We start from the raw sequence: 23,821 nt of genomic DNA, 5'->3' as shown, positions 1-23,821 counted from the left end.
GCGATCTCGGCGGCTCTGCCCGCATGCAAGATGCCGAAGGCTCAAAACTTCTCAGAGGAAACACCATGGACCGCCGCAAGCTTCTCAAGACCTCGGCCGTCGGGGCCGCCGCCGCGACCATCGCCGCGCCGGCGATCGCGCAGACCAACCCGAAGATCAACTGGCGCCTGACCTCGAGCTATCCGAAGAGCCTCGACACGCTGTTCGGCATCTCGACCCAGGTCGCCAAGCGCGTCGCCGAGGCGACCGATGGCAATTTCCAGATCCAGACCTTCGCCGCCGGCGAGATCGTGCCGGCGCTGCAGGCGCTCGATGCGGTGCAGAACGGCACGGTCGAATGCAGCCACACGCTGTCGAGCTTCTATATCGGCAAGGACACCGCCTTCGCCTTCGAGACCTCGCTGCCCTTCGGCCTCAACACGCGCCAGCAGAACGCCTGGCTCTATCAGGGCGGCGGGCTCGAGCTCTGCCGCGACCTGATGAAGAAGTTCGGCGTCCACACGATTCCCTCCGGCAATACCGGCGCGCAGATGGGCGGCTGGTTCCGCAAGGAGATCAAGAGCGTCGCGGATCTTCAGGGCCTGAAGTTCCGCATCGCCGGCCTGGGCGGGCAGATCATGTCCAAGCTCGGCGTGGTGCCGCAGACGCTCGGCGGCGGCGACATCTATCCGGCGCTGGAGCGCGGCACGATCGACGCGGCCGAGTTCTCCGGCCCCTATGACGACGAGAAGCTCGGCTTCGTGAAGGTGGCGAAGTACTATTACTACCCCGGCTTCTGGGAAGGCTGCGCCAATGTCAGCTTCATCGCCAACAGCGAGAAGTGGGCCGGGCTGCCGGCGCATTATCGCGCCATCGTCGAGGCGGCCTGTGCCGAGGCGAACGCGCTCTGCATGGCGAAATACGACCATGGCAACCCGGATGCGCTGCTGCGCCTGATCGCTTCCGGCGCGGAGCTGCGCGCCTTCCCGCAGGATGTGATGCAGGCGGCCTTCAAGGAGGCCTTCGCGCTCTATGCCGACCAGGCGGCGAAGAACCCGAACTTCAAGACGCTGTGGGATTCCTTCCTGCCGTATTGGAAGAAGGAGCAGCTCTGGTTCCGCGTCGCCGAGCTGCCGTTCGATGCGTTCAACGCGCAGGCCTCGCAGTCGCTGCGGTGATCGCCGCGTAGCCGGTATCCACTGCCGGACGCTGATCCAGTTCGTCATGCTCGGCCTTGTGCCGAGCATCCACGTCCTGAACACCATGTTCGATCAGCGAAGTGAAGACGTGGATGGTCGGGACAAGCCCGACCATGACGGGGAGGGCGAGCCCGTGATGAACGGTAAGCAATGCCCATCACCCCCGAATCGGCGATAACGACGCCATGACCTCGCGCGCCTTCATCGCCGGCTGCCTCGGCACGAGCCTGACCCCCGACGAGCGGGCCTTCTTCCGCGACGCCCGGCCCTGGGGCTTCATCCTGTTCAAACGGAATACGCAGGATCCAGCGCAAGTGGCTGCATTGACGGCTCAGCTGCGCGATTGCGTCGGCTGGCAGGCGCCGATCCTGATCGACCAGGAGGGCGGACGGGTGCAGCGCATGGGACCGCCGCACTGGCCGCCCTATCCGCCGGCGCTGGCTTTCCTCGCCATCAATGATCCCGTGCAGCAGCGCGAGATCGTCCGGCTCTCGGCGCGATTGATGGCGCATGACCTCAAAAGCGTCGGCATCGATGTCGACTGCCTGCCGGTGCTCGACGTTCCCGCCGCCGGCAGCCATGACGTGATCGGCAACCGCGCCTATGCGCGCGACCCCGCCATGGTGGCGACGCTCGGCCGGGCGGCCGCCGAGGGGCTGCTGGCCGGCGGCGTGCTGCCGGTGATCAAGCACATGCCTGGGCATGGCCGGGCCAAGGCCGACAGCCATCACGACCTGCCGGTGGTCGAGGCGAGCCTGGACGAATTGCGCGCCCATGACTTCCGGCCGTTCCGGCACCTCGCAGACATGCCGCTGGCGATGACGGCTCATGTCGTCTTCACCGCGCTGGACAAGCGCCGGCCGGCGACGATCTCCCGGAAGATCGTCCGCGAGATCATGCGCGGCGAGCTTGGCTATGACGGGCTGATCATGACCGACGACATCTCGATGAAGGCGCTGTCGGGCTCGTTCGAGGACAAGGCGCGGGCGGCGATCCGGGCCGGCGTCGACGTCGTGCTGCATTGCCATGGCATCATGGAGGAAATGATCGCGATCGCCGGTACCGTTCCGGAGATGAGTGGCCAGCGGGCGCGGCGCGCCGCGATGGCGCTGGCGCGGATCAGGCACGAGCCCGAGCCGCTCGATGTGGACAGCACCCGGGCCCAGCTTGCCAGCGCCCTTGCTTTGAGCGGCGGTTAGGCTGATTCTCTCCCCGGGGTTGTGGCTCCGCCGACAGGGCGGGGCAGGACATGGGGAACAGGCCATCGATGGCCGCTGAGCTGCCATTCCAGGAGGACGGCACGCCGGAGCGCGCGACCGGCGAACCTTCGCTCGTGATCGACGTCGACGGCTATGAGGGGCCGCTCGACCTGCTACTCGACCTTGCCCGCCGCCAGAAGGTCGATCTCGCTCGCATCTCGATCCTGGCGCTGGCCGAGCAGTACCTCTCCTTCATCGAGACGGCGCGGGCGCTCAGGCTCGAGCTCGCCGCCGACTATCTCGTGATGGCCGCCTGGCTCGCCTATCTGAAGTCCCGCATGCTGCTGCCGGAGCCGCCCAAGGGCGAGGAGCCGAGCGCGGCTGATCTCGCCACCGCACTGGCGCTGCGCCTCAAGCGGCTGGAGACGATCCGCGCGGCGGCGCAAAGGCTCGCGACCCGCGAGCGGCTCGGCCGCGACGTCTTCGCCCGCGGCGCGCCGGAGGTGATCGCCTTCGAGGGACGGCCGATCTGGGAGGCGGAGCTCTACGACCTGCTGGCGGCCTATGCGCAGCAGCGCCAGAAGCGCATCCGCCAGCCGATGAGCGTCGGCCAGCGCCAGGTTCTCTCGCTGGTCGAGGCGCGCGAGGCGCTGGCGCGGCTGGTCGGCGAGGCCGGCGAGTGGACTGCGATCGACGGCTATCTCACCCGCTATATGAGCAGCCACGGCCTGCCGGTGGCGACGATGGCGGCGACGGTCAGGGCCTCGTCGCTCTCGGCCATGCTGGAGATGGTGCGCGAAGGCCTGCTCGACCTGCGCCAGGACGGCGCCTTCGCGCCGCTCTATGTCCGCCGCCGCTCGGCGCGACCACCGACGCTCGGCCTGTGAGGCGCCATGGCCGTGGCTGAAGCCGAGCGCGAGGACGAAGAGGACTGGGATGCCGACGAGGCGCTGGCGCACGCCTGCCGCATTGCCGAGGCGCTGCTGTTCGCCTCGGTGCAGCCACTTTCGGCCGAAGATCTGGCGAAATCGGTGCCGGCCAATGTGCCGATCGAGCGGGTGATCGCCGAATTGCAGCAGACCTACGCTCTGCGTGGTGTGACGCTGCACCGTGTCGCCGGCGGCTATGCCTTCCGCACCGCGCCGGATCTCGCCTACCTGCTCGCGCCCGAGGCCGAGCCGCCGCGCAAGCTCTCGCGCGCCGCGCTGGAGACGCTCGCCATCATCGCCTACCACCAGCCGGTGACGCGGGCCGAGATCGAGGAGATCCGCGGCGTCGCCACCGCCAAGGGCACGCTCGACATCCTGCTCGAAGCCGGCTGGGTGCGCCTGCGGGGTCGGCGGCGCTCGCCGGGGCGGCCGGTGACCTTCGGCACCACGCCTGCCTTCCTCGACCATTTCGGGCTCGACCGCATCGACGACCTGCCGGGGCTGGAGGAGCTGAAGGGGGCCGGCTTCATCGAAGGGCGCCTCGCCAAGGACCTCACAGTGCCGGTGCCCGACGACGATCCGTCCTTACGCGACGACGAGGACCCGCTCGGCGACCTGTTCACGCCGCTTGACGACGGCGACGCCAGCTAGCACAGCGCAGGCGATCGCGCCCGGCGGGCCGGCAGGAGAACGACTTGGCTCGGACCGAAAGCAAGATGCGCTGGCTGGGGTGGGGACGGCGCGGCACGGCCGGCGCCGCGATCCCGATGGCGCTCGGCTTCGACGGGGTAACCCAGCGATTCGGCGCGGTGACGGCGCTGGACAATGTCTCGCTCAGCGTCGCGCCCGGTGAGATCGTCGCGCTCCTCGGCCATTCCGGCTGCGGCAAGACGACGCTGCTGCGGCTCGCCGCCGGGGTGGAGCGTCCGAGTTCTGGCCGGGTCCTGCTCGAAGGGCGGGATGTGTCTTCGCCCGGCAGCTTCGTCGAGCCGGAGGCGAGGGGGGTCGGCCTGGTCTTCCAGGACTACGCGCTCTTCCCGCATCTCTCGGTGCGCGAGAATGTCCGCTTCGGCCTGCGCGGCTATGGCAATGCCGAGGCCGATGCGACGGCGCTGCGCGCCATAGCCCGTGTCGGTCTCGCCGATCTCGCCGAGGCCTATCCACACATGCTTTCGGGCGGCGAGCAGCAGCGCGTGGCGCTGGCGCGGGCGGTGGCGCCGCGGCCCGGCGTGCTCTTGATGGACGAGCCCTTCTCCAATCTCGACCGGCGCCTGCGCGATGTGGTGCGCGACGAGACCATGGCGCTGCTGCAGGAGATCGGCGCGACCTCGATCATCGTCACCCATGATCCCGAGGATGCGATGCGCGTCGCCGATCGGATCGTGCTGATGCAGCAGGGACGGATTGTCCAGACCGGCACGGCCGAAGAGCTCTATCGCCGGCCCGCCAGCCTCTTTGCCGCCCGATTTTTCTGCGATCTTACCGAAATCGAGGCCGTTGTTCGGAACGGGGCCGTGGATACGCCGCTCGGACGGTTCCCGGCGCCCGGTCTGGCGGATGGAGCGCAGGCCATCGTCGGCGTTCGCCCTCAGGCGATCCGGCTGGTGCCGAAAGGCTTCTGCCTGCCGGGGCGGCTGGTGACGCGGCGCTTCCTCGGCGAGGTCGATCATATCGAGCTGGCCGTCGATGGCCTCGACAAGCCCCTGATGGCACGCCTGCCGCTGCGCGGCTCCGTCGGCGAGGGCGAGGATGTCGGCATCGACATTGCGATGGACGAAGTCCTTGTGTTCCCTGTAGGGGACACCTAGTTTCCGGCACAAGCATCTGGCCCGTCGGGACAAGTCGGGCCGCGCGTTCAAATTCGGAGGAGTACCGCCATGGGTGGCGTCAGCATCTGGCACTGGATCGTCGTCGGCGTCATCGTCATGCTGCTGTTCGGCCGCGGCAAGGTGTCCGAACTGATGGGCGATGTCGCCAAGGGCATCAAGTCGTTCAAGAAGGGCATGGCCGAGGACGAGACCCCGCCGCCGGCCGCGCAGCAGCCGGCCGATCCCAAGGTGATCGATCAGACGGCCCAGACCGCGAGCCCGCAGCCGGCCAAGGCCGAGACCAAGGCCTGATCTCGCAGGAGCGGACTTGCCGATCAGGTGATACCTGATCGGATCCGTCTCCGGTGCCCCTTGGGCGCCGTACAGGATTTCCAGAGGATCGGCCGTCGATGTTCGACATCGCCTGGAGCGAAATGCTGCTGATCGGGGGCGTCGCGCTCGTCGTGATCGGCCCCAAGGAACTGCCCGGTGCGCTGCGCACGGCCGGGCAGGCGATTGGCAAGATCCGGCGCATGGCCGCCGAGTTCCAGGGCCAGTTCAACGACGCGATGCGTGAGGCCGAGCTTCACGACCTGAAGAAGCAGGTCGACGACATCGGCAATTCGATCCAGGCCTCGACCAATTTCGACCCGATCGAGCCGATGAAGGATTTCGGCGCCGCCGACGCCTCGAAGCCGGCGACGGCCGAGGACAAGGCGATGAAGGAGGCCGAGGCGACGCTCGCCGCGCTGCCGGCTCCCGACCTGCCGGCGCCCGTCAGCATCGAGCCGGCGCCCGTTGCCGAGCCCACGCCGGAAGAGAAGCCGAAGCGTCGCCGCAAGACGGTCGCGACCGAGGAGCCGGCCGTGCCGGTCGAGCTCGTGGCTGAAGAGCCGCCGGTCAAGCCTGCCCGCAAGCGCAAAGCCAAGGCCGCCGAGGCCGAGGGCGGAGAGACGGCATGAGCGTCGTCGAGACGAATCCTGAGACGAAGCGCGACGGCGAGGACGAGATCGAGGCCTCGCGCGCGCCGCTGATCGACCATCTGATCGAATTGCGCTCGCGGCTGATCAAGTCGCTGATCGCCTTCCTGATCATGTTCTTCATCTGCTTCGCCTTCTCGACGCAGATCTACAACACGCTCGTCCTGCCCTATGTCTGGGCGGCGGGGTCGAGCGCCAATGCGCAGCTGATCTATACCGGCCCGCTCGAGCTGCTCTTCACCCATATCAAGGTCGCAGCCTTCGGCGCCGGTTTCTTCGCCTTTCCGGTGATCGCGACGCAGATCTACAAATTCGTCGCGCCCGGCCTCTACAAGAACGAGCGTCAGGCTTTCGCGCCCTATCTGGCGGCGACGCCGATCTTCTTCCTGCTCGGCGCAATGCTGGTGTTCTTCTTCGCCATGCCGGTGCTGATGAAGTTCTCGATCGGCATGCAGCAGGCGGCGACCGAGGGGCAGGCCGGTATCGCGCTGCTGCCCAAGGTCAGCGAGTACCTGTCGCTGATCATGACGCTGATCTTCGCCTTCGGCATCTCGTTCCAGCTGCCGGTGATCCTGACGCTGCTCGGCCAGGCGGGAATCATCGATGCGCAGTTCCTGAGGGACAAGCGCCGCTACGCCATCGTCTTCGTCTTCGTCGTGGCGGCGGTGCTGACGCCGCCCGACGTGATCTCGCAGCTCATGCTCGCGATCCCGATGCTGCTGCTCTACGAGCTCTCGGTGTTCTCGGTACGCCGCGTCGAGAAGAAGCGCGATGAGACGAAGGCGGCCGAGGACGCAGACGCCTAGCGCAGCTCGGCTACCCACCCAGCTCATGCGATCACTCGTTCAATAGTGATGCGATCCGTCACAGGCCGTTGAAGCCGCTGGCGGATCGCGACGCTGCATGCGCCAGCCACCGCCGAACCAAAGCTCGCTCGTCACGTTGATGCACAGGGTTGTGATCCCTGGCCGCGGAGCCTTGCTCGCAACACAATGTTAATATGAACGGCAGATGAACGAATGTGCGGCCGCCTCACCGGCCGGACATGGCGATGCGGTGGTGACGTGAGCGGATTCTGGCGCCTGATGCTGTTCGGAAAGGGCCCGCGCGAAGCGGCCTCGCCCGGCCGCGACCTGCGCATCGACGTGATCCGCGGCCTCATCCTGCTGGTCATCTTCGTCAATCACATGCCGGGCAACATCGTCTCGTCGGTGATGCCGCATAATTACGGCTTCTCGGACGCGGCCGACGTCTTCGTGCTGCTGGCCGGCATCTCGGCCGCTTTCGCCTATGGCCGGCTGATCGACCAGCGCGGGCTCCTCGTCGGCTCGCTCAAGGTCGGCGCGCGCATCTGGACGCTCTATATCGCGCATCTGGCGCTGTTCGTGCTGGTCTGCGGCATCGTCGCGACGGCGGTGGTGCGCACGCAGAACGCGCTCTATGTCGAGGCGATCAACATCCAGCCCTTCTTCAGCGACACGCAGGCGGCGATCGTCAATGCGCTCGGTCTCGTCTACCAGCCGTTCTATCTCGACATCCTGCCGCTCTACATCGTGCTGCTGGCGGCTTTTCCGCTGATTTACGTCACGGCGAGAACGAGCCCGCTCGCCGCGCTCGCTGTCTCCTTCGCGATCTGGCAGGGCGTGACCCATGCCGGGTTCAACCTGCCGAACCATCCGGGCGAGGGCGGCTGGTTCTTCAATCCCTTCGCCTGGCAGATGCTGTTCACGCTCGGCGTGGTCATGGGGCGGCTCGGCCTCGTCGGCGCCGGCGTGCCGAAGCTGCGCCTGCTCGATGCCATGGCGGTCCTAGTCCTGCTCTTCGCCGCGGCGGTGAAGCTGTCTTCAGGCAATCCGTTCGGCATCTCGTTCCTGAACGACTGGATCGACAGTCTGCAGATCGGGACCGACAAGACCAATCTCGCCTGGCCGCGCGTCGCGCATCTGGCGGCGTTGACCTGGCTGGTGCTGCGCTTCGTGCGGCCTGATGCGCGCGTCCTGAGCGGGTTCGCCGGCCGGCGGCTTGCTGCGCTGGGGCGGCATTCGCTCGAAGTCTTCTGCACCGGGATCGTGCTGGCGATCGCCGGCCAGATCATCCTTGCGGAGAGCTCCTTCACCCTTTGGGTCCAGTTGCTCGTGACACTGGGCGGGATTACCATCCTGCTCGGGCTAGGAACCTTTCTCTCGTGGTACAAGACGCTCACGGCACGCGCCGCCAGCGCCCCTCGCGAGCAGGCCGCTACGGTCTGAGCGCTGCCCTTCTGATCCTGGCGTCGGCCTTGCCGGCGAGTGCAGGGCCCCGTTCGCTTGCGCCGATGAACGAGGGGCGCTGCCGGGTCAGCGCGGCCCAGCACCCGTTCAAGCCGGCACTGCCCGCAACGAAGCGTGCGCTGAACGAAACCAATCGCCTCACCATTATCGCGCTCGGCTCGTCCAGCACCGCCGGAACCGGCGCGAACGACGCCGATCGCAGCTACCCCGCCGTGCTGGAAGCCGAATTGCGTCGGCGCCTGCCGGGACGCGAGATCAAGGTCACGAATCTCGGCGTCGGGGGTCAGTCGGCGTATGAGATGTATCTGCGGCTCGACACCGAGGTAATCCCGGAGAAGCCTTCGCTGGTGATCTGGCAGACGGCGGTGAACGACGCCATCCGCGATATCGGCGAGGAGAAACTGGGCAAGATCCTGCGCAAGGGCGCCCACAAGCTGCAGGAAGCGGGAATCGACCTCGTGCTGATGGACATGCCCTGGCTGCCGCGCGAGGGGCGCTATCCGAAATATGACGACTACCGGGCGGTGCTGGCGAAGGCGGCGAGCGAGAGCGGCGTCGCGGTCTTCCCGCGCTATGGCATGATGAAGAGCTGGTCGGGCTCGAAGCAGTTCAGCGAGGAGGAGATCGTCGGCATGGACGGGCTCCAGGTGGTCGAGGCGGGCTATCGCTGCCTCGGCATTCGCCTCGCCGACGGCATCGTGGCCGAGCTCGGCGAGGCGCGCGAGCCGGGCAAGCCGACGAACTGAGCGGCGGTTGGCGTCTCAGCGCGCGATCACCTCGATATCGCGATCGCGCCCGGCCTCGACCTTGAAGTCGCGCGAGAAGACCTGGCCCTCCTGCCGGGCGATCAGGACATAGTCGCCCTCGGCCAGGATCACTTGCGGGAAGGCGCCGATCGCCTCGCGGATGACGTCACCGCCGGGGGTGAGCACGCTGAAGGCGGTGCCGGCGAAGGCCTCGCCGCCCGGACCGGCGACGAGCTTCAGCGTCACCTGGGCGGCGCGATGGTGCAGGGTGGCCTGGGTCACCTGTCCGGATTCGACCCTGACATCGGCGCGCTGGATGGCGTTCGAATCGCCATAGGTCGAGACGACATGATAGGTGCCTTCCGGCAGGCGGATCAGTTCGCCGGACTTGGCGTTGGAGACGACGAGGCGTCCCTCGGAATTGCCCTGCAGCGGCACGAACACCGAGAAGTTCAGCTGGGCCGGTGCGATCGGCGTCTCGCCGATCGAGCCGGCGAGCGAGAGCCCGCCGGCGCTGATGCTGAGTCGGTCGCTCAGGCCCTGCGCGCCGAGGGTGACGCGCTTGGTCGCGCTGGCGAAGCCATAGGCGGCGTGAAGCAGATAGACGCCAGGATCGAGCGGAAAGCTCGGCTCGGCCTCGTTCGAGCGGGCGACGATGCGCGGCGGCGAGCCGTCGAAGGATTCGGTCAGCACGCGCCAGACCAGGCCGGAACGGATCGGCTTGCGGTTGCCGGAGAACTGGGCGCCGAGCGTAAGCATGGCCTGGCCGGGGCGGGCAGCCGGTGCTGCAGCCGGCGGCGAGCCGGGCGTGGTGGAAGAGGGCGCCGCGCCGGGTGTCTGGGCGAGGGTTGGCACCACGACCGCCAGCGACAGGAACAGGGCCGCCACCGTTGCAAGCGTTGCCCGCACGGAAGGCATCGCCGACATCTGGAACTCTTCACGTTGAAACATGCGCTGCGCCGTCATCGTCCTTGCACCCGGGAAGGAGCAGGCTCGCTTGTCCTCATCATGGCGAAACCTTAACTGGGGAGCCATCGCCCGCCATTGCCGCGCCATCTTCCGGATCGTTCATGACCGACACGCTCTCCCTGCTCAAGCTCCGCCGCTCGGTACCACCGCAATTTCTCACCGCTCCCGGGCCGGACGATGCCCAGCTCCGCGACATTCTGACGGTGGCGGCGCGTGTGCCGGACCATGGCAAGCTCGCGCCCTGGCGCTTCATCGTCTTTTCCGGCGCCGCCAAGGAGAAGGCCGCGGAGATCGTCGCGGATGTGTTCAGGGAGCGCAATCCGCAGGCCGATGAGGACAAGGTGGCGTTCGAACGCAAGCGCCTGCTCCATGCCCCGGTCGTGATCGCCGTGGTCTCGCGGGCCCGCAAGCACGAGAAGATCCCGGAATGGGAGCAGGAGCTCTCGGCCGGGGCCGTCTGCATGAACATGCTGATCGCTGCCGAGGCGCTTGGCTTCAACGGCTCCTGGCTGACCAACTGGTTCGCCTTCGACCGCAAGGTGCTGGACGCATTCGGGCTCGAGCCCGACGAGCGCATCGCCGGCTTCGTCCATCTCGGCAAGGCGGATGGCCGCCCGGCCGACCGCGAGCGGCCGGACCTTACCGCCATCGTCAGCCGGTTCGGAGCCTGAGCGCCATGTACTACACCAATGAGGGGCGCGATCTCGATTTCAAGCACGATCCGTTCAAGGCGATCGTGGCGCCGCGCCCGATCGGCTGGATCAGCGCGGTCAATGCGAAGGGCGAGGTCAACCTCTCGCCCTACAGCTTCTTCAACGCGATCTCGTCGCGGCCGAACATCGTGATGTTCTCCTCCGAGAACAAGAAGGATGCCGTCGCCTTCATCGAGGAGACAGGCGAGTTCACCTGCAGCCTGGTCACGAAAGTGCTCGACCAGCAGATGAACCTGACGTCGGCGCCATTGCCGCGCGGCGAGAGCGAGTATCGCCATGCCGGGTTGGAGATGGCGCCATCGCGTCTGGTCAAGCCGCCGCGGGTGGCGGCGAGCCCGGCCGCGCTCGAATGCAAGCTGCTATCGATCCAGCAGCTCAGGGACATCGACGGCAATGACGTGCCGCGCTGGATGGTGCTCGGCCAGGTCGTCGCGGCCTATGTCGACGAGGCCTTCGTGAGTGATGGCCGCTTCGACACGGCCAAGGCCAATCCGATCGCGCGCTGCGGCTACGCCGACTATGCCGAGGTCAGCGAATTGTTCTCGATCACCCGCCCGGCCGGAGGCTGAGAGCCATGGTCCGGCGCCAGGACGAGGAGCCGGACGAGCAATGGCGCATGACCGTCAACCTGCTCGCGATCATCGCCGTGCTGGTGATGATCGGGGCCGGCTTCTGGCTGCTGCGCGAGCTCAACGCTGCCAAGAAGGCGCAGGAATGCCTCGCCACCGCGGCTCGGCATCAGTGCCGGCAGATCGGGACGCCGTGATCGGGACGTGAAACCCGAATCAGCCGAATCGCTTGTGCCGGGTCATTGACGCAATCTGTCAGCTCGCGCCTTGAGCCGGCGAGCCCGCATCAGATGCGGCCGATCGAGCATCTCGCCGTCGAGCCCGACCACGCCGAGACTGGGGTTCTCGTCGAAAAGCTTGATGATCGCCTCGGCCCGGGCGAGCGATTCGGGCGAGGGCGAGAAAACCTCGTTGATCACCGGCACCTGCGCCGGATGGATCGCCATCTTGCCGGTGAAGCCGTCGCGGCGTGCGGCGATGCATTCGGCGCGCAGCGCCGCCTCGTCGCGGAAGGCGGTGAAGACGGTGTCGATCGCGTCGACCTGCGCGGCCGAGGCGGCGAACAGCAGGAGCGAGCGGGCGATCCGGTAGGGATCGGTGTAGGTGCCGTTCGCGAGCCGGTTGGTCTCGGCGCCCAGATCGGCCGAAAGATCCTCAGCCCCCCAGGTCAGGCCGGAGAGGCGGTGGCTGGCGCCGGCATAGCTGCCGAGGCCGAAGATGCCCTTTCCGGTCTCGGTGGCGATGGCGATGATCTTGGTCCCGCCGTCGGGCAGATCATATTCGGCCTCGCGCACCGCGATATGGGCAGCCAGATGACTGAGGTCGGGGCCGCCTTCGGATTTCGGCAGCATGACCGCATCAGGGCTGCCCTCCATGACGACGTCGAGATCGGCCTCTGTCATGCCGGTGGTCAGCGCGTTGACCCGCACGATGAGGCGCGGGCGCTTGGCCCGGGCACTGACTTCCTTCAGGAAGTCGCGGGCGAGTTCGCGCGCCGCCGGCTTGGCGTCCAGCGCGACCGAATCCTCGAGGTCGAGAATCAGCGCGTCGGCGCCGCTCTCCAGGCCCTTCTGCAGCTTCTTCTGATTATCGGCGGGAACGAAGAGGAGCGAGCGCATCAGGCTTGTCCTTCGGTCGGGCGCTTCTTCATGAAGGCCTGGCGGCGGCACTGCGCCACCAAGGTGCCGTCCTGCTTGTAGGCGCGATGGTGGAAGTCGACGATGCCGGCGTCCGGCCGCGATTTCGATTCGCGCTTGGCGATGATCTCCGTCACGCAATTCACCGTGTCGCCCTCGAAGAGCGGGGCGGGGAAGGTGACGTCGGTCATGCCGAGATTGCCTATCGTCGTGCCGACGGTGGTGTCGTTGACCGAGATGCCGATCATCAGGCCGAGCGTGAACAGCGAGTTCATCAGCGGCTTGCCCCATTCGGTCTCGGTCGCGCAGAAATGCGCGTCGATGTGCAAGGGCTGCGGATTCAGCGTCATGTTGGAGAACAGCATGTTGTCCATCTGCGTGACCGTGCGGGTCAGCCGATGCTCGATCGAGGCGCCGATCTCGAAATCCTCGAAATAGAGGCCGCCCCGCTTATGCCGCGCCGCTTCCGCCATCATCTTGCTCCTGTGGCACTTTTTCCGTTCTGGGCCGGGTCTGGCAAACGGCCGTTTTAACGGTTCGCTTACCATAATCGGTCCAGTCTCTTTGGGTGCTCCGGTCCGTCTGGAACGGCAGCGGCCCGAGTGACCCAATGTTCCTTTTCAGCACGCCGAGCACCCGCGAGACAACGCCCGCCAACCCGGTCGTCAGCGCCATCAAGGAGGGCGCGGACAAGACCGGTGTCGGCTTCGACTATCTCCTGAAGACGGCGCAACGCGAATCATCGCTCGAACCGGATGCGAAGGCGCGCACCTCGAGCGCGACCGGGCTGTTCCAGTTCATCGAGCAGACCTGGCTCTCGATGATGCGCCAGGAGGGGCCGAAGCAGGGCATGGCCAACTATGCCGGCGCGATCAGCGAGGACGGCAGCGGCCGGCTGACCGTGTCGGATCCGGCGCTGCGTGAGAAGATACTGCAACTGCGCACCGATCCGCATGTGGCGACGGTGATGGCGGGGGCGCTGACGCAGAAGAATGCCGAGCAGCTTGGCCAGGCGCTCGGGCGCCAGCCGCAGGCCGGCGAGCTCTATATGGCGCATGTGCTGGGTGCGCGCGGCGCTTCCGACCTGATCCGCACGGCCGGTAGCGATCCGACCCGCGCCGCCGCTCGCGATTTCCCGGAAGCGGCCGCCGCGAACCGCTCGATCTTCTACGACAAGACCGGCCGGGCCCGCAGCGCCCAGGAGGTCTACGGCCTGCTCGCCGCCAGCCATGCCAACACCCAGGTCGCGGCGACGACCGGCGCCATGCTGGCGCAGGCGCGGCCCACGGGGGCGGCCACGACCGCCACGGCCTATGCCGCCGAGCCGCCGGTCGTGCCGATCGCCGCCGCGCTGGCGCCGGATCGGGCGAAGGGACTGATCGGCCTGTTCTCGACCGAAGGGCCGCGTACACCCGTCTCGAAGGCGGTCGCCAATCTCTGGACGACGCCGCGCAGTGGCGGCGCATCCCGAGCCGTCGACGACGATCCGTCGACCCGCTATTTCCCGCGCGTCGGTTCGGCGGCGAGCGAGGGCAATGCTTCGCCCGCGAGCAAGGCCGCCAAGGCCGAAAGCGCGGGCGGCACGACTGCGACGGCCACTGTCAACACACCACTGCCGCCGTCGCGGCCGCGCGACCTTGCGGTGGCCGATACGCAGACGGCTTCCAGCGAAACGGCTCCGACCCGCAAGCCGCGGCGCGGGCCGCTCGATCTCAGCCAGTTCATGACCCATGGGAGGCGCGGATGATCGTGCGCCGCTTCCTGCTCTGGGCCCGCACCGCTCCGGCCGAGGCGCGGGCGCAAGGCGCCGCCGCGCTGGCGGGAGCCTATCTGCGCTCGGCGATGTCTCCCGAGGACAGGCGCGAGGCCGAGACGGCGCTGATCGCGCTGGTCGACGATCCCTCGCCCATGGTGCGCCGCGCGCTCGCCGAGGAGCTCGCTGCCGCCCCGCAGGCGCCGCGCAATCTGGTGCTCGGCCTGATCGCCGAACAGAGCGACATTGCTGCACTGCTGCTGGCGCAGTCACCCGTGCTGACCGAGGCCGATCTGGTCGATGCCGCGGCGATCGGCGATGACCTCGCCCAGCGCGCGATCGCGCAGCGGCCCTGGCTGGCACCCGGCATCTGCGCCGCTTTGGCCGAGGTCGGCTGCGAGGAGGCGCTGCTCGCGCTGCTCGCCAATCCGACAGCGGAGCTTCGCGATTTCTCGCTGGAGCGCATCTTCGAGCGCGAGGGCACGACCGGCGCGGTGCGCGAGGCCATGCTGGCGCGCGACGATCTTCCGGCGGGTTTGCGCCAGGCTATCGCGGCCGAGGTTTCCGATACGCTCGCCGCCTTCGTCTCCGGCTGCGGCTGGCTCACCGAAGAACGCAGTGCCCGGCTCGCCCGCGAATCGACCGAGCGGGTCGCGGTCGCGCTCGCCGCCGGCGGCGAGGCGAGCGATGCCCCGGCGATCGTCGACTGCCTGCGCGAGAATGGCCGCCTGACGCCGGGCGTGATCCTGCGCTCGCTGCTGAGCGGCGAGCCGGCTCTGGCCGAAGCCGCGTTCGCGGCGCTGTCCGATCTGCCGCTGAAACGTGTGCGCGCGCTGCTCTGGGACCGGCGCGGCGCCGGCCTCAAGGCGCTCTATCGCAAGGCAGCGATGCCGGAAGCGCTGCTGCCGGCCTTTGCGGCTGCCGTCGAGGCGTTGAAGCAAGCCGGCCCTGGGCAGCACGGCGTGGGCGGCATCGACCGCCATCTGCTGGCACAGGTGTTGATCGCCTGCGAGGCGCTGGAGGGGCCAGGGGCCAATGCGCTGATGGCGCTGCTGCGCCGGCTTGATGCGGAAGCCGCCCGGGACGAGGCGCGGCTGCTGGCCGATTCGCTCGCCGACGATGCCGCGCTGGCGCTGTTGGTCGAGGCCGACCCGAGCTTCCTGGTCGAGCTTGAGCTGGACGAGCTGCGCGACGCCGCCTGAACGAGCCGCGCATCAGAGCCGGTCCGCTTGACCGGCCGCTGGCATGCTGATTGCCTGAGCGCCGCCGTATCGCCAGGGCTTCACCATCCCGGATCGACGCCCTGCTGCAGAGCCGGATCCGATCAGGTTGTTCCAACCTGATCGGTGAATCCGTCTCTTCCTTTTAGTTTGGAGACCGTTTGCCGATCGGCTTGCGGTGCAAGCTGATCGGAACGGGCTCCAGGGAGCCTGAAATGCCGACACGTCGCGCTTTCGTCGCAGGCACGGCTGCCGCCATTGCGGTCAGCAAACCCAATATCGGTCGCGGGGCCGACAAGAACGTCATCAAGTTCGTGCCGCAGGGCGACCTCGCCGTGGTCGATCCGATCTGGACGACGGCGACCGTCACCCGCAACCACGCCTTCCTCGCCTATGACACGCTGTTCGGGCAGGACGAGAGCTACAAGGCCCAGCCGCAAATGGCCGAAGGCGCGCTCGCCGAGGCCGATGGCAAGAGCTGGACGATCAAGCTGCGCGAGGGCCTCAAGTTCCACGATGGCACGCCGGTGCTGGCGAAGGACTGCGTCGCCAGCCTGAACCGCTGGGCCAAGCGCGACTCCTTCGGCCAGACGCTGATGGCGCAGACCGACGAGCTCGTCGCTGTCGACGACAAATCCCTGCGCTTCCGTCTGAAGAAGCCGTTCCCGCTGCTGCCCGATGCGCTCGCCAAGATGACGGCCGCGGTGCCGGTGATCATGCCGGAGCGGCTAGCGAAGACCGAGGCGACGACGCAGGTCACCGAGGTGATCGGCAGCGGCCCGTTCCGCTTCATCGCCAGTGAGCGCCAGGCCGGAAACCGGTCGGTCTACGAGAAATTCGCGGGCTATGTCCCGCGTAGTGACGGCAAGCCCGGCCGCACCGCCGGGCCGAAGATCGTCCATGTCGAGCGGATCGAATGGCACACTCTGCCGGATCCGGCGACGGCTGCTGCTGCCTTGCAGAGCGGCGAGATCGACTGGGTCGAGCAGCCCTTGCCCGATATCCTGCCGCTCCTGGCGAAAGATCCGAAGCTCGAGGTCGCGATCAAGGAGACGACCGGGTCGATCGCGATCATGCGGATGAACCATCTGCATCCACCGTTCGACAATCCGGCGATCCGCCGCGCCGTGCTGATGGCGATCGACCAGGCCGAGTTCATGGAGGCGGTCGGCGGCCCCGACAAGACGTTGTGGCGCACCGGCGTCGGCCTGTTCCCGCCGGGCACGCCGATGGCGAACGATGCCGGCATGGAGGTGCTGAACGGCCCCCGTGACATCGCCAAGGTGAAGCAGGCGCTGGCGGCGGCCGGCTACAAGGGCGAGAAGGTCGTCCTGCTCGGTGTGACCGATCTCGCCAATCTCAAGGCCGAATGCGAGGTCGGCGCCGAGATGTTGAAGCGCATCGGCATGAATGTCGACTACCAGGTGATGGACTGGGGTGCGGTGGTGACGCGCCGGGCCAACAAGGAGCCGCCCGGCAATGGCGGCTGGAACTGCTTCTTCACCGGCTGGAACGGCATCGACATCCTCGATCCGGTCGGCCACATCTCGCTGCGCGGCAATGGCATGGCCGCCTGGCCGGGCTGGCCGGTGGCGCCGAAGATCGAGGCGCTGCGCGAGGCCTGGATGGAGGCCGCGGACCTTCCGGCGAAGCAGACAATCGCAGCCGAGCTGCAGAAGCAGGCTTTCGAGGACGTGCCATACGCGCCGCTGGGCCAGTATTTCCAGCCGACGGCATTCAGCCGCAAGCTCACGGGTGTGCTGCCGAGCTTCCCGACCTTCTGGAACGTCAAGCGCGTCTAGCGAGAGCGGCCCTCGCGAGGAGGCCGCCGAGCAGCAGGCAACCTGCCCGCAGCCAGGCCGCAAGCGCCTGTCGGCCGAGTTCCGGTGTGATCTGGGCCGCCGGAGGCGGCAGGCCGAGCGAGCGCAGCAGCTGGTCGGCGAGAAGCGCGAGCATGAGGACCGCAATGAAGCCGGCGAGCACCGTCAGGATGCTGCGCAGCCAATAGATGGCCGGCAGTATGGCTATGGCTGGGGCGGCGGGCGGGCGCATCGTCTTGTCCTCGGCGGGTCTGCCTCGAGGACGGACGAGGAGCGGCGTTGCCGACAGCCCATCGAAAAATTTCTGAAACGCTGCGTCCGCAGGGCTGCTAGGCGCGTTTCAGCATGGACAAAGCCGGCAAATCGGCCAATGTCCCGTTATCGCCACGCTTTCCTGCGAAAAACCTCCCCATCATGACCATTCACGATCCCGCCGTCCCCGCGCTCTCCGTTTGGGTTGCGCTGGAGAGCCCCACCCATCACGTGCCCGGCGTCAACGGCATGATGGACCTCGTGGCGAAGGAGGTCGAAGGCCTGCCGATCGCCGTCGAGCGCATTCCCGGCCGCAACGGCCTCGGCGACAATCTGATCCTGCGCGCCGGTGTCCGGAACGGCGAGAAGGCCGTGGCGCTGATGTCGCATCTCGACACGGTCCATCCGGTTGGCACCAGCGCCAAGGACCTGCCGGTGCGCGTCGAGGGCGACCGGCTCTATGGTCCTGGCGTCTACGACATGAAGGGCGGCGCCTGGCTGGCGCTGCAGGCGTTCAAGGATGCTGCCAGGTCCGGCACCGTGCAGCGGCCGCTGGTCTTCCTGTTCACGCCGGACGAGGAGATCGGCTCGCCGACCTCCCGCGCGCTGATTGAGGATATCGGCCGCGAGGCGATGGCGGTGCTGGTGACCGAGCCGGCGCGCGAGGGCGGCAAGATCGTCACCGCGCGCAAGGGCGTCGGCCGCTTCGAGGTGAAGCTCGAAGGCCGGCCGGCGCATTCCGGCTCGCGTCATGCCGATGGCCGCAACGCCATCCGCGAGGCGGCGCACCAGATCCTCGCGATCGAGGGCATGACCGACTACGGCCGCGGTATCACCACGACGGTGGCGCTGGTCGGCGGCGGCACGGCGGCGAACGTCATTCCGCAGCATGCCTGGTTCAGCGTCGATTGCCGCGTCACCACCGTGGCCGATGGCAAAGTCATGGAAGAGCGCATCCTCGGGCTGAAAACCCATGATCCGGATGTGAAGCTGACGATCACCGGCGGCATGAACCGGCCGCCTTACGAGAAATCGGCGGAGGTCGCGGCGCTCTACGAGCAGGCGCGGGCGGTGGCGGCGAAAGTCGGCTTCGAGCTGCAGGACTGCCCGATGACCGGCGGCGGCTCGGATGGCAACTTCACCGCAGCGCTCGGGATCCCGACGCTGGACGGCCTCGGCATCGACGGCGACGGCGCCCACACCTTGCAGGAATACGCGCTGATCTCCTCGATCGCGCCGCGCCGGGCGCTGATCAAGGGGCTGCTGGAGGCGCTGTGAAAGCGTCCCCCTTCCGTTAGCCGGACAAATCCGCTCTGATCGCCTCCAAGGCCGCGCGACGGCCGGAGCGGAGGAGTGCGGCATGAAGAGCTGGATCGCGGGTGCGCTCGCTGTTGCAGGCATTATGGTGACGGGAATGGCTGACGCGCAGGAGCTTCTGGTCGAGAAGAAGGTCTTTGAGCTGCCGAGCTACACCACGCAAGGCGGGCGCACGCTGAAGAACGTCAAGGTCGGCTGGGAGAGCTATGGCACGCTCAACGCCGACAAATCCAATGCGATCCTGATCTGCCATTTCTTCTCGGCCAATTCGCACGCTGCCGGCAAATATGCGGCCGCCGACGCTGCTCCCGGCTATTGGGACGCGATCATCGGCCCGGGCAAGGCGATCGACACCAACAAATATTTCGTCCTGTCCTCCGACACGCTGGTGAACCTCAACACCGGCGACCCGAAGGTGACGACTACCGGCCCGGCCTCGATCGATCCGGACACAAACAAACCCTATGCACTCGATTTTCCGGTCGTGACCATCGGCGATTTCGTCAATGTCCAGAAGGCCTTGGTCGAGAGCCTTGGCATCAAGAAGCTCATCATGGTCGCCGGCCCCTCGATGGGCGCGCTGCAGACCTATGAATGGGCGGCGAGCTATCCCGACATGATCGGCAAGGCGATGGCGGTGATCGGCGCGGCCGAGGCCGACGCCCAGCTGATCTCCTGGCTCGACGTCTGGGCGGCGCCGATCCTGGTCGATCCGAACTGGAACAAGGGCGACTATTACGGCAAGACGCCGCCCAATGCCGGTCTCGCCAAGGCGCTGACCGTCGTCACCCTGCAGGCCAACCATGGTGACTGGACCAACGGCACCTTCGGCCGCCGCCCGGCCAAGGAAGGCGAGGACCCCGCCAAGGCGCTCGGCAACAAGTTCCAGGTCCAGAGCATTCTCGACAATGCCGGCGAGGCCCGCGCCAAGGTCTCGGACGCCAATCATTTCCTCTATCTGGTCAAGGCCAACCAGCTCTATGCCGCCGGCGGCAAGTCGCTCGCCGATGCGATGAGCCGGATCAAGGCGCCGTTGCTGATCATCAGCCAGCCCAAGGACCTGGTCTTCCCGGACGAGATGATCCAGCGCACCGTCGCCGAGGCGAAGAAGGCCGGGCGCGATGTCAGCCACGCCACCATCCAGGGCACGCGCGGCCATCTCGATGGCGTGATCTCGATGAAGCAGGCCGAGGCGACCGTGAAAGCGTTTCTGGAGAAGTGAGGAGCATCGCTTGACCACGCCGGTCGTCTCGCTGCGGGAGATCACGGCCGAGACCGTACGCACGATCTGCGAGCTCAAGCCGCATGAGGCGCAAAGCGGCTTCGTCGCGCCCAATGCGGTCTCGATCGCGCAGGCTCATTTCAATCCGGCTGCGGTGTTCCGGGCGATCTATGCCGGCGAGGAGCCGGTCGGCTTCATCATGTGGCGGCTAGAGGATGACGGCGCGAGCTGCTTCCTCTGGCGCTTCATGATCGATGGGCGTCACCAGGGCAAAGGCTATGGGCGTGAGGCGATCGGGCTCTGGCTGAAGGGCCTTCCGTCGCAGGGCTATGAGCTCGCAAGGCTGAGCTATGTGCCCGGCGATGGTGGGCCGCATGACTTCTATGTGGCGCAAGGGTTTCGGGACACGGGCGAGACCCGCGCCAATGGCGAACGGGTTATGGAACTGGCGCTGTAGAGGCGCCTAGGCCGGCAGAGGTTGCATCGGCGCGTCGGTGACGGCCTCGACCAAGCGCTCGAAGGGAACTGCGTGTTTCAGCGCGTAGTGCTCGATCATGTCGGCGAGGTAAGAGCGCCGGCTGAGTTGGGAGCGCAGTGCTATATAGGGGCTCGCTGCGTCGATTGAGCGGAGAGCAGGGCGCCCCAGTTTCTCGTCGATGACGGTGATCGCGTCGGCCGCCTTGAGCGAGTCGGCCAGCAGCGAATCCGTAACGATGCCGGTGCGGTGGTCATGGGCGGCGATCGCCTGCTGCGCCTCCGGCGGGATGCGATCGCCGAGCCATTCCACCGCCATCGGGCCGTGGCGGCTCCAGTCGCCCTGAATCGCGAAGAAATCGAGATCGTGGCAGAGGCCGACCACCTCCCAGAGCTCGGCCGGCTCCGAAAGCGCTTCCGCGAGCTTGCGCATGACATGGGCGACGACGCGCGAATGGTTGGCGCGCGGCGCATCGCCGAGATGCCGCGCGACCAGCTCGTCCGCCTCGGTGATGCTCAGCATGCGGCTTCCTGCGCAATTCCAACCTTGTGGACGCGGATCATAGCCTGAACCGGGCGCTATCCGGCAAAGCGCTCGCGATAGGCCTGCGGGCTGGCGCCGAGCCGGCGCAGGAAGGCGCGGCGCAAGGTCTCCTCGGAACCGAAGCCGCAGCGGCGGCCGGCCTGCGCGACCGAGAGACCCTGTTCGAGCAGGCGGCGCGCCGTCTCGATCCTGATCTCCTCGACGGCGCGGGCGGGCGTGCGGCCGGTCGCCTGGCGATAATGCCGGGCGAAGCTGCGCAGGCTCATCCTGGCCTGGCCGGCCAGCCGCTCCAGCGAGAGGTCGCCGCGCAGGTTCTCGACGATCCAGCCATGTAGCCGGTCGAAGCGCTCGTCCTTGTCCTGCAAGGTGAGCGCGGCGCTGAACTGCGATTGCCCGCCAGGGCGCTTGAGGAAGACGACGAGCTGGCGGGCAATGGCGAGCGCCGGCTCGCGGCCGAGATCGACCTCGACCAAAGCGAGGGCAAGATCGATCCCGGCGGTGACGCCGGCCGAAGTCCAGACCTCGCCGTCGCGGACATAGATCGGGTCGGGCTCGAGCCGGACAGAAGGGAACATCGCCCGGAACTCGGCGCAGCGGCCCCAATGCGTCACGGCGCGCCTGCCGTCGAGCAAGCCGGCCGCCGCGAGCAGGAAGGCGCCGCTGCAGACCGAGGCGACGCGCTCGGCAGTCCCGGCACGCTGCCGGACCCAGTCGACGAGTGCCGCATCGCGGCAGGCGGCATTGACACCATAGCCACCGGCGATGACCAGCGTGTGCAGCGGTGTGCCGGGTTCGGGCAGCGTGGCTGCGCCGAGTTCTAGCCTTGCGCTGGTGACGACGCGGCTCTCGGCCGCGACGACGGCGGTCTCATAGGGCAGGGGCCGGCCGGCAAGATGAGCGAGGTCGTTGGCGGTGGCGAAGACCTGCAAGGGCCCGGCGACGTCGAGCAACTGCCCGCCGGGAAAGGTCAGGATTTCGATGCGGCGCATGTTTGGCCTGAAGCGAGGGATGCTTGGCAGTTCGGCCAGAGCTTTGCGCGCTAGGCTTGGATCGTCAATCAGGAGATCGCCCTATGTCCCTCAGCTTCGGCATCCTCGTCTTCCCGCAGGTCCAGCAGCTCGATCTGACCGGTCCCTATGAGGTCTTCGCCTCGACGAAGGGTGCGCAGGTGCATCTGATCTGGAAGGACACGGCGCCGCTGAAAGCCGCGACCGGGCTGACGTTGACCCCGACCACGACCTTCGCCGACTGCCCGCCGCTCGACGTGCTCTGCGTGCCGGGTGGGAGCGGGGTCAATCCGCTGCTGAATGACGACGTCGTTCTGGCGTTCCTGCGCGAGCGGGCCGGGCAAGTGCGCTATCTCACCTCGGTCTGCACGGGATCGCTGGTGCTCGGCATGGCCGGGCTGCTGAAGGGCAAGCGGGCCACCAGCCACTGGAACGCACATGACCTGCTGGCGCGCTTCGGTGCGATCCCGACAGAAGGGCGCGTGGTGCGCGACGGCAATCTGATCACTGCCGGCGGTGTCACCTCCGGCATCGATTTCGGGCTGAGCGTGATCGCCGAACTGCTCGGCGAGGAGGAGGCGCAACTGATCCAGCTCTCGCTGGAATATGCGCCGCAGCCGCCGTTCAGGGCCGGCACGCCGCAGGAGGCGCCGGCCGCGATCCTGGCTGCGGCAAGGCAGCGTCTTGCCGGCTCGCGCGCGGCGCGCGAAAAGCTGCTGGCGGCGCTATAAAGTCGCGCCTGGTACGGAGCGAGCATGGCCGAGGACCGCAGCATTCTCCTGTTTTCCTATGGCACACTGCAGCAGGAGAACGTCCAGCTTTCCTCGTTCGGGCGCCTGCTCGACGGCCATGACGACGCCATGCCGGGCTTTGCCCAGACCATGCTCGAGATCACCGACCCCGAGGTGATCCGCACCAGCGGCAAGCGTTTCCATCCGGTGGTGGCGCCGAGCGACGATCCGGCCGACAGCGTACCCGGCAAGGTCTTCGCCATCACCGCCGAAGAGCTCGCCGCGGCCGATCGTTACGAGGTCGCCGACTACAAGCGCATCAGTGTCCGGCTGGCCTCAGGCAAGGAGGCCTGGGTTTACGTCAAGGCTTAGAGCTGCTGTTGCCACGCCGAGAGGCATTCGCTCTCTCAGGCTCATCGCAGGGAAGATCGTTCACGAAAGATCAGCAAGTTGAGCATGTTCCCGCGACGCGAAAATGGTAGCTGTTGCCGTCGAGCGTGCTCAACGGGATCTCAGACTTGATCGCAAGCAGATGCAGCCGGGCCAGGCCGTGGGTCGCGATCATCGCGGCCTATGTGCTCGTGCTGCAGGGGCTGTTCGGCGCGGCACTCTCCGGGCAGAGCCTCGCCCCGGCGCTGCTCGACCGCGCCGCGCATCTGACGCTGTGCGCGCCCGGTGCCGAGGGCGTGCCCTTGCCGGGCGAAGAGCCCGCGCCGCATCTGCCGGCCTGCTGCCTGCTCGGCTGCGCCTGGATCGGCGCCGCTTACGCGCCGCCCGACCGGCCAGCACTCCCCGAAAGCATCGAACCCGGCGTCACGATCGTCGGTTTCGACGATCTGACCGGGCGGCCGCTGCCGGGACAGGAGCGGCTTGCCGCCCGTCCAAGAGGGCCGCCCATCCGAACCTGACGCCGCGGCGGCCCTGTGGCCGCCTTCCGTCGCAATGACCGAATGCTCCGCCGGGCCAGCGCGCCAGCGGCATTTC

At 67.5% G+C, this 23,821-nt stretch carries 28 protein-coding genes; 22 read left to right on the top strand and 6 right to left on the bottom strand.

What is annotated here, in order from left to right:
- The first annotated feature begins 65 nt into the window (after positions 1 to 65).
- From ACWIGM_RS21110 to ACWIGM_RS21065, 10 genes are all read left to right on the top strand, one after another.
- Positions 66 to 1,157, top strand: coding sequence for a TRAP transporter substrate-binding protein (locus ACWIGM_RS21110; RefSeq protein WP_454027907.1), 1,092 nt, complete (start codon positions 66 to 68; stop codon positions 1,155 to 1,157).
- Positions 1,158 to 1,363: 206 nt separating this feature from the next.
- Positions 1,364 to 2,377 (top strand): beta-N-acetylhexosaminidase, encoded by a 1,014-nt coding sequence (gene nagZ, locus ACWIGM_RS21105; protein ID WP_454027906.1) that lies wholly within the window; start codon positions 1,364 to 1,366, stop codon positions 2,375 to 2,377.
- A gap of 68 nt (positions 2,378 to 2,445) precedes the next feature.
- The gene (locus ACWIGM_RS21100) at positions 2,446 to 3,264 is read left to right on the top strand and encodes a segregation and condensation protein A (RefSeq protein WP_454027905.1); all 819 of its coding nucleotides are present in this window, start codon (positions 2,446 to 2,448) and stop codon (positions 3,262 to 3,264) included.
- A gap of 6 nt (positions 3,265 to 3,270) precedes the next feature.
- The gene (gene scpB, locus ACWIGM_RS21095) at positions 3,271 to 3,957 is read left to right on the top strand and encodes an SMC-Scp complex subunit ScpB (protein WP_454027904.1); all 687 of its coding nucleotides are present in this window, start codon (positions 3,271 to 3,273) and stop codon (positions 3,955 to 3,957) included.
- 65 nt (positions 3,958 to 4,022) lie between these two features.
- The gene (locus tag ACWIGM_RS21090) at positions 4,023 to 5,114 is read left to right on the top strand and encodes an ABC transporter ATP-binding protein (protein WP_454028034.1); all 1,092 of its coding nucleotides are present in this window, start codon (positions 4,023 to 4,025) and stop codon (positions 5,112 to 5,114) included.
- A gap of 69 nt (positions 5,115 to 5,183) precedes the next feature.
- Complete coding sequence (locus tag ACWIGM_RS21085) at positions 5,184 to 5,426, top strand: twin-arginine translocase TatA/TatE family subunit (protein WP_454027903.1); 243 nt, start codon at positions 5,184 to 5,186, stop codon at positions 5,424 to 5,426.
- 98 nt (positions 5,427 to 5,524) lie between these two features.
- On the top strand, positions 5,525 to 6,076 hold the full coding sequence (tatB, locus tag ACWIGM_RS21080; RefSeq protein WP_454027902.1) for a Sec-independent protein translocase protein TatB: 552 nt from the start codon (positions 5,525 to 5,527) through the stop codon (positions 6,074 to 6,076).
- Positions 6,073 to 6,900 carry a twin-arginine translocase subunit TatC gene (gene tatC / locus ACWIGM_RS21075; RefSeq protein ID WP_454027901.1) on the top strand — a complete coding sequence of 276 codons (828 nt, stop codon included), beginning with the start codon at positions 6,073 to 6,075 and terminating at the stop codon, positions 6,898 to 6,900. The genes tatB and tatC overlap by 4 nt, the downstream gene beginning before the upstream one ends.
- Before the next feature lie 258 nt (positions 6,901 to 7,158).
- Positions 7,159 to 8,343, top strand: a complete 1,185-nt coding sequence (locus tag ACWIGM_RS21070; protein ID WP_454027900.1) for an OpgC family protein — start codon at positions 7,159 to 7,161, stop codon at positions 8,341 to 8,343.
- A 65-nt stretch (positions 8,344 to 8,408) separates the two neighbouring features.
- Complete coding sequence (locus ACWIGM_RS21065; protein WP_454027899.1) at positions 8,409 to 9,110, top strand: SGNH/GDSL hydrolase family protein; 702 nt, start codon at positions 8,409 to 8,411, stop codon at positions 9,108 to 9,110.
- A gap of 15 nt (positions 9,111 to 9,125) precedes the next feature.
- Here ACWIGM_RS21065 and ACWIGM_RS21060 read toward each other — a convergent pair whose 3' ends face one another.
- A complete protein-coding gene (locus ACWIGM_RS21060; RefSeq protein ID WP_454027898.1) occupies positions 9,126 to 10,061 on the bottom strand; it encodes a hypothetical protein in 936 nt (311 codons plus the stop codon).
- A 119-nt stretch (positions 10,062 to 10,180) separates the two neighbouring features.
- On the opposite strand from ACWIGM_RS21060, the gene ACWIGM_RS21055 reads away from it, so the two are divergent.
- Genes ACWIGM_RS21055 through ACWIGM_RS21045 form a run of 3 tightly spaced genes read left to right on the top strand, consistent with a single transcriptional unit; the run spans position 10,181 to position 11,558 of the window.
- The gene (locus tag ACWIGM_RS21055) at positions 10,181 to 10,750 is read left to right on the top strand and encodes a nitroreductase family protein (protein WP_454027897.1); all 570 of its coding nucleotides are present in this window, start codon (positions 10,181 to 10,183) and stop codon (positions 10,748 to 10,750) included.
- 5 nt (positions 10,751 to 10,755) lie between these two features.
- On the top strand, positions 10,756 to 11,361 hold the full coding sequence (locus ACWIGM_RS21050) for a flavin reductase family protein (RefSeq protein WP_454027896.1): 606 nt from the start codon (positions 10,756 to 10,758) through the stop codon (positions 11,359 to 11,361).
- Positions 11,362 to 11,366: 5 nt separating this feature from the next.
- Positions 11,367 to 11,558 carry a hypothetical protein gene (locus ACWIGM_RS21045; protein WP_454027895.1) on the top strand — a complete coding sequence of 64 codons (192 nt, stop codon included), beginning with the start codon at positions 11,367 to 11,369 and terminating at the stop codon, positions 11,556 to 11,558.
- 42 nt (positions 11,559 to 11,600) lie between these two features.
- Here ACWIGM_RS21045 and ACWIGM_RS21040 read toward each other — a convergent pair whose 3' ends face one another.
- Together ACWIGM_RS21040 and ACWIGM_RS21035 are read right to left on the bottom strand one after the other, a co-directional pair.
- Positions 11,601 to 12,479: an HpcH/HpaI aldolase/citrate lyase family protein gene (locus tag ACWIGM_RS21040; RefSeq protein ID WP_454027894.1), complete on the bottom strand. Its 879-nt coding sequence runs from the start codon at positions 12,477 to 12,479 to the stop codon at positions 11,601 to 11,603.
- Entirely contained in the window at positions 12,479 to 12,970 is a 492-nt protein-coding gene (locus ACWIGM_RS21035; protein WP_454027893.1) for a MaoC family dehydratase, read from the bottom strand. Before ACWIGM_RS21035 ends, ACWIGM_RS21040 begins: the two co-directional genes overlap by 1 nt.
- Positions 12,971 to 13,107: 137 nt before the next feature.
- Here ACWIGM_RS21035 and ACWIGM_RS21030 point away from each other — a divergent pair, with 137 nt between their 5' ends.
- The 3 genes from ACWIGM_RS21030 (at position 13,108) to ACWIGM_RS21020 (ending at position 17,272) form a co-directional block, all read left to right on the top strand.
- Positions 13,108 to 14,244, top strand: a complete 1,137-nt coding sequence (locus ACWIGM_RS21030) for a transglycosylase SLT domain-containing protein (protein WP_454027892.1) — start codon at positions 13,108 to 13,110, stop codon at positions 14,242 to 14,244.
- Positions 14,241 to 15,452 carry a DUF2336 domain-containing protein gene (locus tag ACWIGM_RS21025; protein ID WP_454027891.1) on the top strand — a complete coding sequence of 404 codons (1,212 nt, stop codon included), beginning with the start codon at positions 14,241 to 14,243 and terminating at the stop codon, positions 15,450 to 15,452. Before ACWIGM_RS21030 ends, ACWIGM_RS21025 begins: the two co-directional genes overlap by 4 nt.
- 233 nt (positions 15,453 to 15,685) lie before the next feature.
- Positions 15,686 to 17,272 carry an ABC transporter substrate-binding protein gene (locus ACWIGM_RS21020; RefSeq protein ID WP_454027890.1) on the top strand — a complete coding sequence of 529 codons (1,587 nt, stop codon included), beginning with the start codon at positions 15,686 to 15,688 and terminating at the stop codon, positions 17,270 to 17,272.
- On the opposite strand, the gene ACWIGM_RS21015 is transcribed toward ACWIGM_RS21020, so the two are convergent.
- The gene (locus tag ACWIGM_RS21015) at positions 17,259 to 17,522 is read right to left on the bottom strand and encodes a hypothetical protein (protein WP_454027889.1); all 264 of its coding nucleotides are present in this window, start codon (positions 17,520 to 17,522) and stop codon (positions 17,259 to 17,261) included. The genes ACWIGM_RS21020 and ACWIGM_RS21015 overlap by 14 nt on opposite strands.
- 182 nt (positions 17,523 to 17,704) lie before the next feature.
- Between ACWIGM_RS21015 and ACWIGM_RS21010 the strand changes: the two genes are divergently transcribed.
- The 3 genes from ACWIGM_RS21010 (at position 17,705) to ACWIGM_RS21000 (ending at position 20,538) form a co-directional block, all read left to right on the top strand.
- Complete coding sequence (locus ACWIGM_RS21010) at positions 17,705 to 18,820, top strand: M20 family metallopeptidase (protein ID WP_454027888.1); 1,116 nt, start codon at positions 17,705 to 17,707, stop codon at positions 18,818 to 18,820.
- 82 nt (positions 18,821 to 18,902) lie between these two features.
- Positions 18,903 to 20,081, top strand: a complete 1,179-nt coding sequence (locus ACWIGM_RS21005) for an E22 family MetX-like putative esterase (protein ID WP_454027887.1) — start codon at positions 18,903 to 18,905, stop codon at positions 20,079 to 20,081.
- 10 nt (positions 20,082 to 20,091) lie between these two features.
- Positions 20,092 to 20,538 (top strand): GNAT family N-acetyltransferase, encoded by a 447-nt coding sequence (locus ACWIGM_RS21000; protein ID WP_454027886.1) that lies wholly within the window; start codon positions 20,092 to 20,094, stop codon positions 20,536 to 20,538.
- 6 nt (positions 20,539 to 20,544) lie between these two features.
- Here the strand turns inward: ACWIGM_RS21000 and ACWIGM_RS20995 are convergent, their stop codons facing one another.
- Positions 20,545 to 21,078, bottom strand: a complete 534-nt coding sequence (locus tag ACWIGM_RS20995) for an HD domain-containing protein (RefSeq protein ID WP_454027885.1) — start codon at positions 21,076 to 21,078, stop codon at positions 20,545 to 20,547.
- A 56-nt stretch (positions 21,079 to 21,134) separates the two neighbouring features.
- Positions 21,135 to 22,088 (bottom strand): GlxA family transcriptional regulator, encoded by a 954-nt coding sequence (locus tag ACWIGM_RS20990; protein WP_454027884.1) that lies wholly within the window; start codon positions 22,086 to 22,088, stop codon positions 21,135 to 21,137.
- A gap of 83 nt (positions 22,089 to 22,171) precedes the next feature.
- On the opposite strand from ACWIGM_RS20990, the gene ACWIGM_RS20985 reads away from it, so the two are divergent.
- The 3 genes from ACWIGM_RS20985 (at position 22,172) to ACWIGM_RS20975 (ending at position 23,745) form a co-directional block, all read left to right on the top strand.
- Positions 22,172 to 22,837: a DJ-1/PfpI family protein gene (locus ACWIGM_RS20985; protein WP_454027883.1), complete on the top strand. Its 666-nt coding sequence runs from the start codon at positions 22,172 to 22,174 to the stop codon at positions 22,835 to 22,837.
- Between the two features lie 24 nt (positions 22,838 to 22,861).
- The gene (locus ACWIGM_RS20980; protein ID WP_454027882.1) at positions 22,862 to 23,209 is read left to right on the top strand and encodes a gamma-glutamylcyclotransferase family protein; all 348 of its coding nucleotides are present in this window, start codon (positions 22,862 to 22,864) and stop codon (positions 23,207 to 23,209) included.
- Between the two features lie 146 nt (positions 23,210 to 23,355).
- On the top strand, positions 23,356 to 23,745 hold the full coding sequence (locus tag ACWIGM_RS20975; RefSeq protein WP_454027881.1) for a hypothetical protein: 390 nt from the start codon (positions 23,356 to 23,358) through the stop codon (positions 23,743 to 23,745).
- Positions 23,746 to 23,821: the final 76 nt, after the last annotated feature.

The organism is Allobosea sp. NPDC055332 (assembly GCF_053645455.1).
Note: the sequence above shows the minus strand (reverse complement) of the source record. Positions and strands in the feature narration are given on the sequence as shown.

Coding starts and splice junctions, on each gene's coding strand:
- ACWIGM_RS21110 (WP_454027907.1), top strand. CDS start 66: ATGGACCGCCGCAAGCTTCTCAAGACCTCGGCCGTCGGGGCCGCCGCC.
- nagZ (WP_454027906.1), top strand. CDS start 1,364: ATGACCTCGCGCGCCTTCATCGCCGGCTGCCTCGGCACGAGCCTGACC.
- ACWIGM_RS21100 (WP_454027905.1), top strand. CDS start 2,446: ATGGCCGCTGAGCTGCCATTCCAGGAGGACGGCACGCCGGAGCGCGCG.
- scpB (WP_454027904.1), top strand. CDS start 3,271: ATGGCCGTGGCTGAAGCCGAGCGCGAGGACGAAGAGGACTGGGATGCC.
- ACWIGM_RS21090 (WP_454028034.1), top strand. CDS start 4,023: ATGCGCTGGCTGGGGTGGGGACGGCGCGGCACGGCCGGCGCCGCGATC.
- ACWIGM_RS21085 (WP_454027903.1), top strand. CDS start 5,184: ATGGGTGGCGTCAGCATCTGGCACTGGATCGTCGTCGGCGTCATCGTC.
- tatB (WP_454027902.1), top strand. CDS start 5,525: ATGTTCGACATCGCCTGGAGCGAAATGCTGCTGATCGGGGGCGTCGCG.
- tatC (WP_454027901.1), top strand. CDS start 6,073: ATGAGCGTCGTCGAGACGAATCCTGAGACGAAGCGCGACGGCGAGGAC.
- ACWIGM_RS21065 (WP_454027899.1), top strand. CDS start 8,409: ATGAACGAGGGGCGCTGCCGGGTCAGCGCGGCCCAGCACCCGTTCAAG.
- ACWIGM_RS21060 (WP_454027898.1), bottom strand. CDS start 10,061: ATGTTTCAACGTGAAGAGTTCCAGATGTCGGCGATGCCTTCCGTGCGG.
- ACWIGM_RS21055 (WP_454027897.1), top strand. CDS start 10,181: ATGACCGACACGCTCTCCCTGCTCAAGCTCCGCCGCTCGGTACCACCG.
- ACWIGM_RS21050 (WP_454027896.1), top strand. CDS start 10,756: ATGTACTACACCAATGAGGGGCGCGATCTCGATTTCAAGCACGATCCG.
- ACWIGM_RS21045 (WP_454027895.1), top strand. CDS start 11,367: ATGGTCCGGCGCCAGGACGAGGAGCCGGACGAGCAATGGCGCATGACC.
- ACWIGM_RS21040 (WP_454027894.1), bottom strand. CDS start 12,479: ATGCGCTCGCTCCTCTTCGTTCCCGCCGATAATCAGAAGAAGCTGCAG.
- ACWIGM_RS21035 (WP_454027893.1), bottom strand. CDS start 12,970: ATGGCGGAAGCGGCGCGGCATAAGCGGGGCGGCCTCTATTTCGAGGAT.
- ACWIGM_RS21030 (WP_454027892.1), top strand. CDS start 13,108: ATGTTCCTTTTCAGCACGCCGAGCACCCGCGAGACAACGCCCGCCAAC.
- ACWIGM_RS21025 (WP_454027891.1), top strand. CDS start 14,241: ATGATCGTGCGCCGCTTCCTGCTCTGGGCCCGCACCGCTCCGGCCGAG.
- ACWIGM_RS21020 (WP_454027890.1), top strand. CDS start 15,686: ATGCCGACACGTCGCGCTTTCGTCGCAGGCACGGCTGCCGCCATTGCG.
- ACWIGM_RS21015 (WP_454027889.1), bottom strand. CDS start 17,522: ATGCGCCCGCCCGCCGCCCCAGCCATAGCCATACTGCCGGCCATCTAT.
- ACWIGM_RS21010 (WP_454027888.1), top strand. CDS start 17,705: ATGACCATTCACGATCCCGCCGTCCCCGCGCTCTCCGTTTGGGTTGCG.
- ACWIGM_RS21005 (WP_454027887.1), top strand. CDS start 18,903: ATGAAGAGCTGGATCGCGGGTGCGCTCGCTGTTGCAGGCATTATGGTG.
- ACWIGM_RS20995 (WP_454027885.1), bottom strand. CDS start 21,078: ATGCTGAGCATCACCGAGGCGGACGAGCTGGTCGCGCGGCATCTCGGC.
- ACWIGM_RS20990 (WP_454027884.1), bottom strand. CDS start 22,088: ATGCGCCGCATCGAAATCCTGACCTTTCCCGGCGGGCAGTTGCTCGAC.
- ACWIGM_RS20985 (WP_454027883.1), top strand. CDS start 22,172: ATGTCCCTCAGCTTCGGCATCCTCGTCTTCCCGCAGGTCCAGCAGCTC.
- ACWIGM_RS20980 (WP_454027882.1), top strand. CDS start 22,862: ATGGCCGAGGACCGCAGCATTCTCCTGTTTTCCTATGGCACACTGCAG.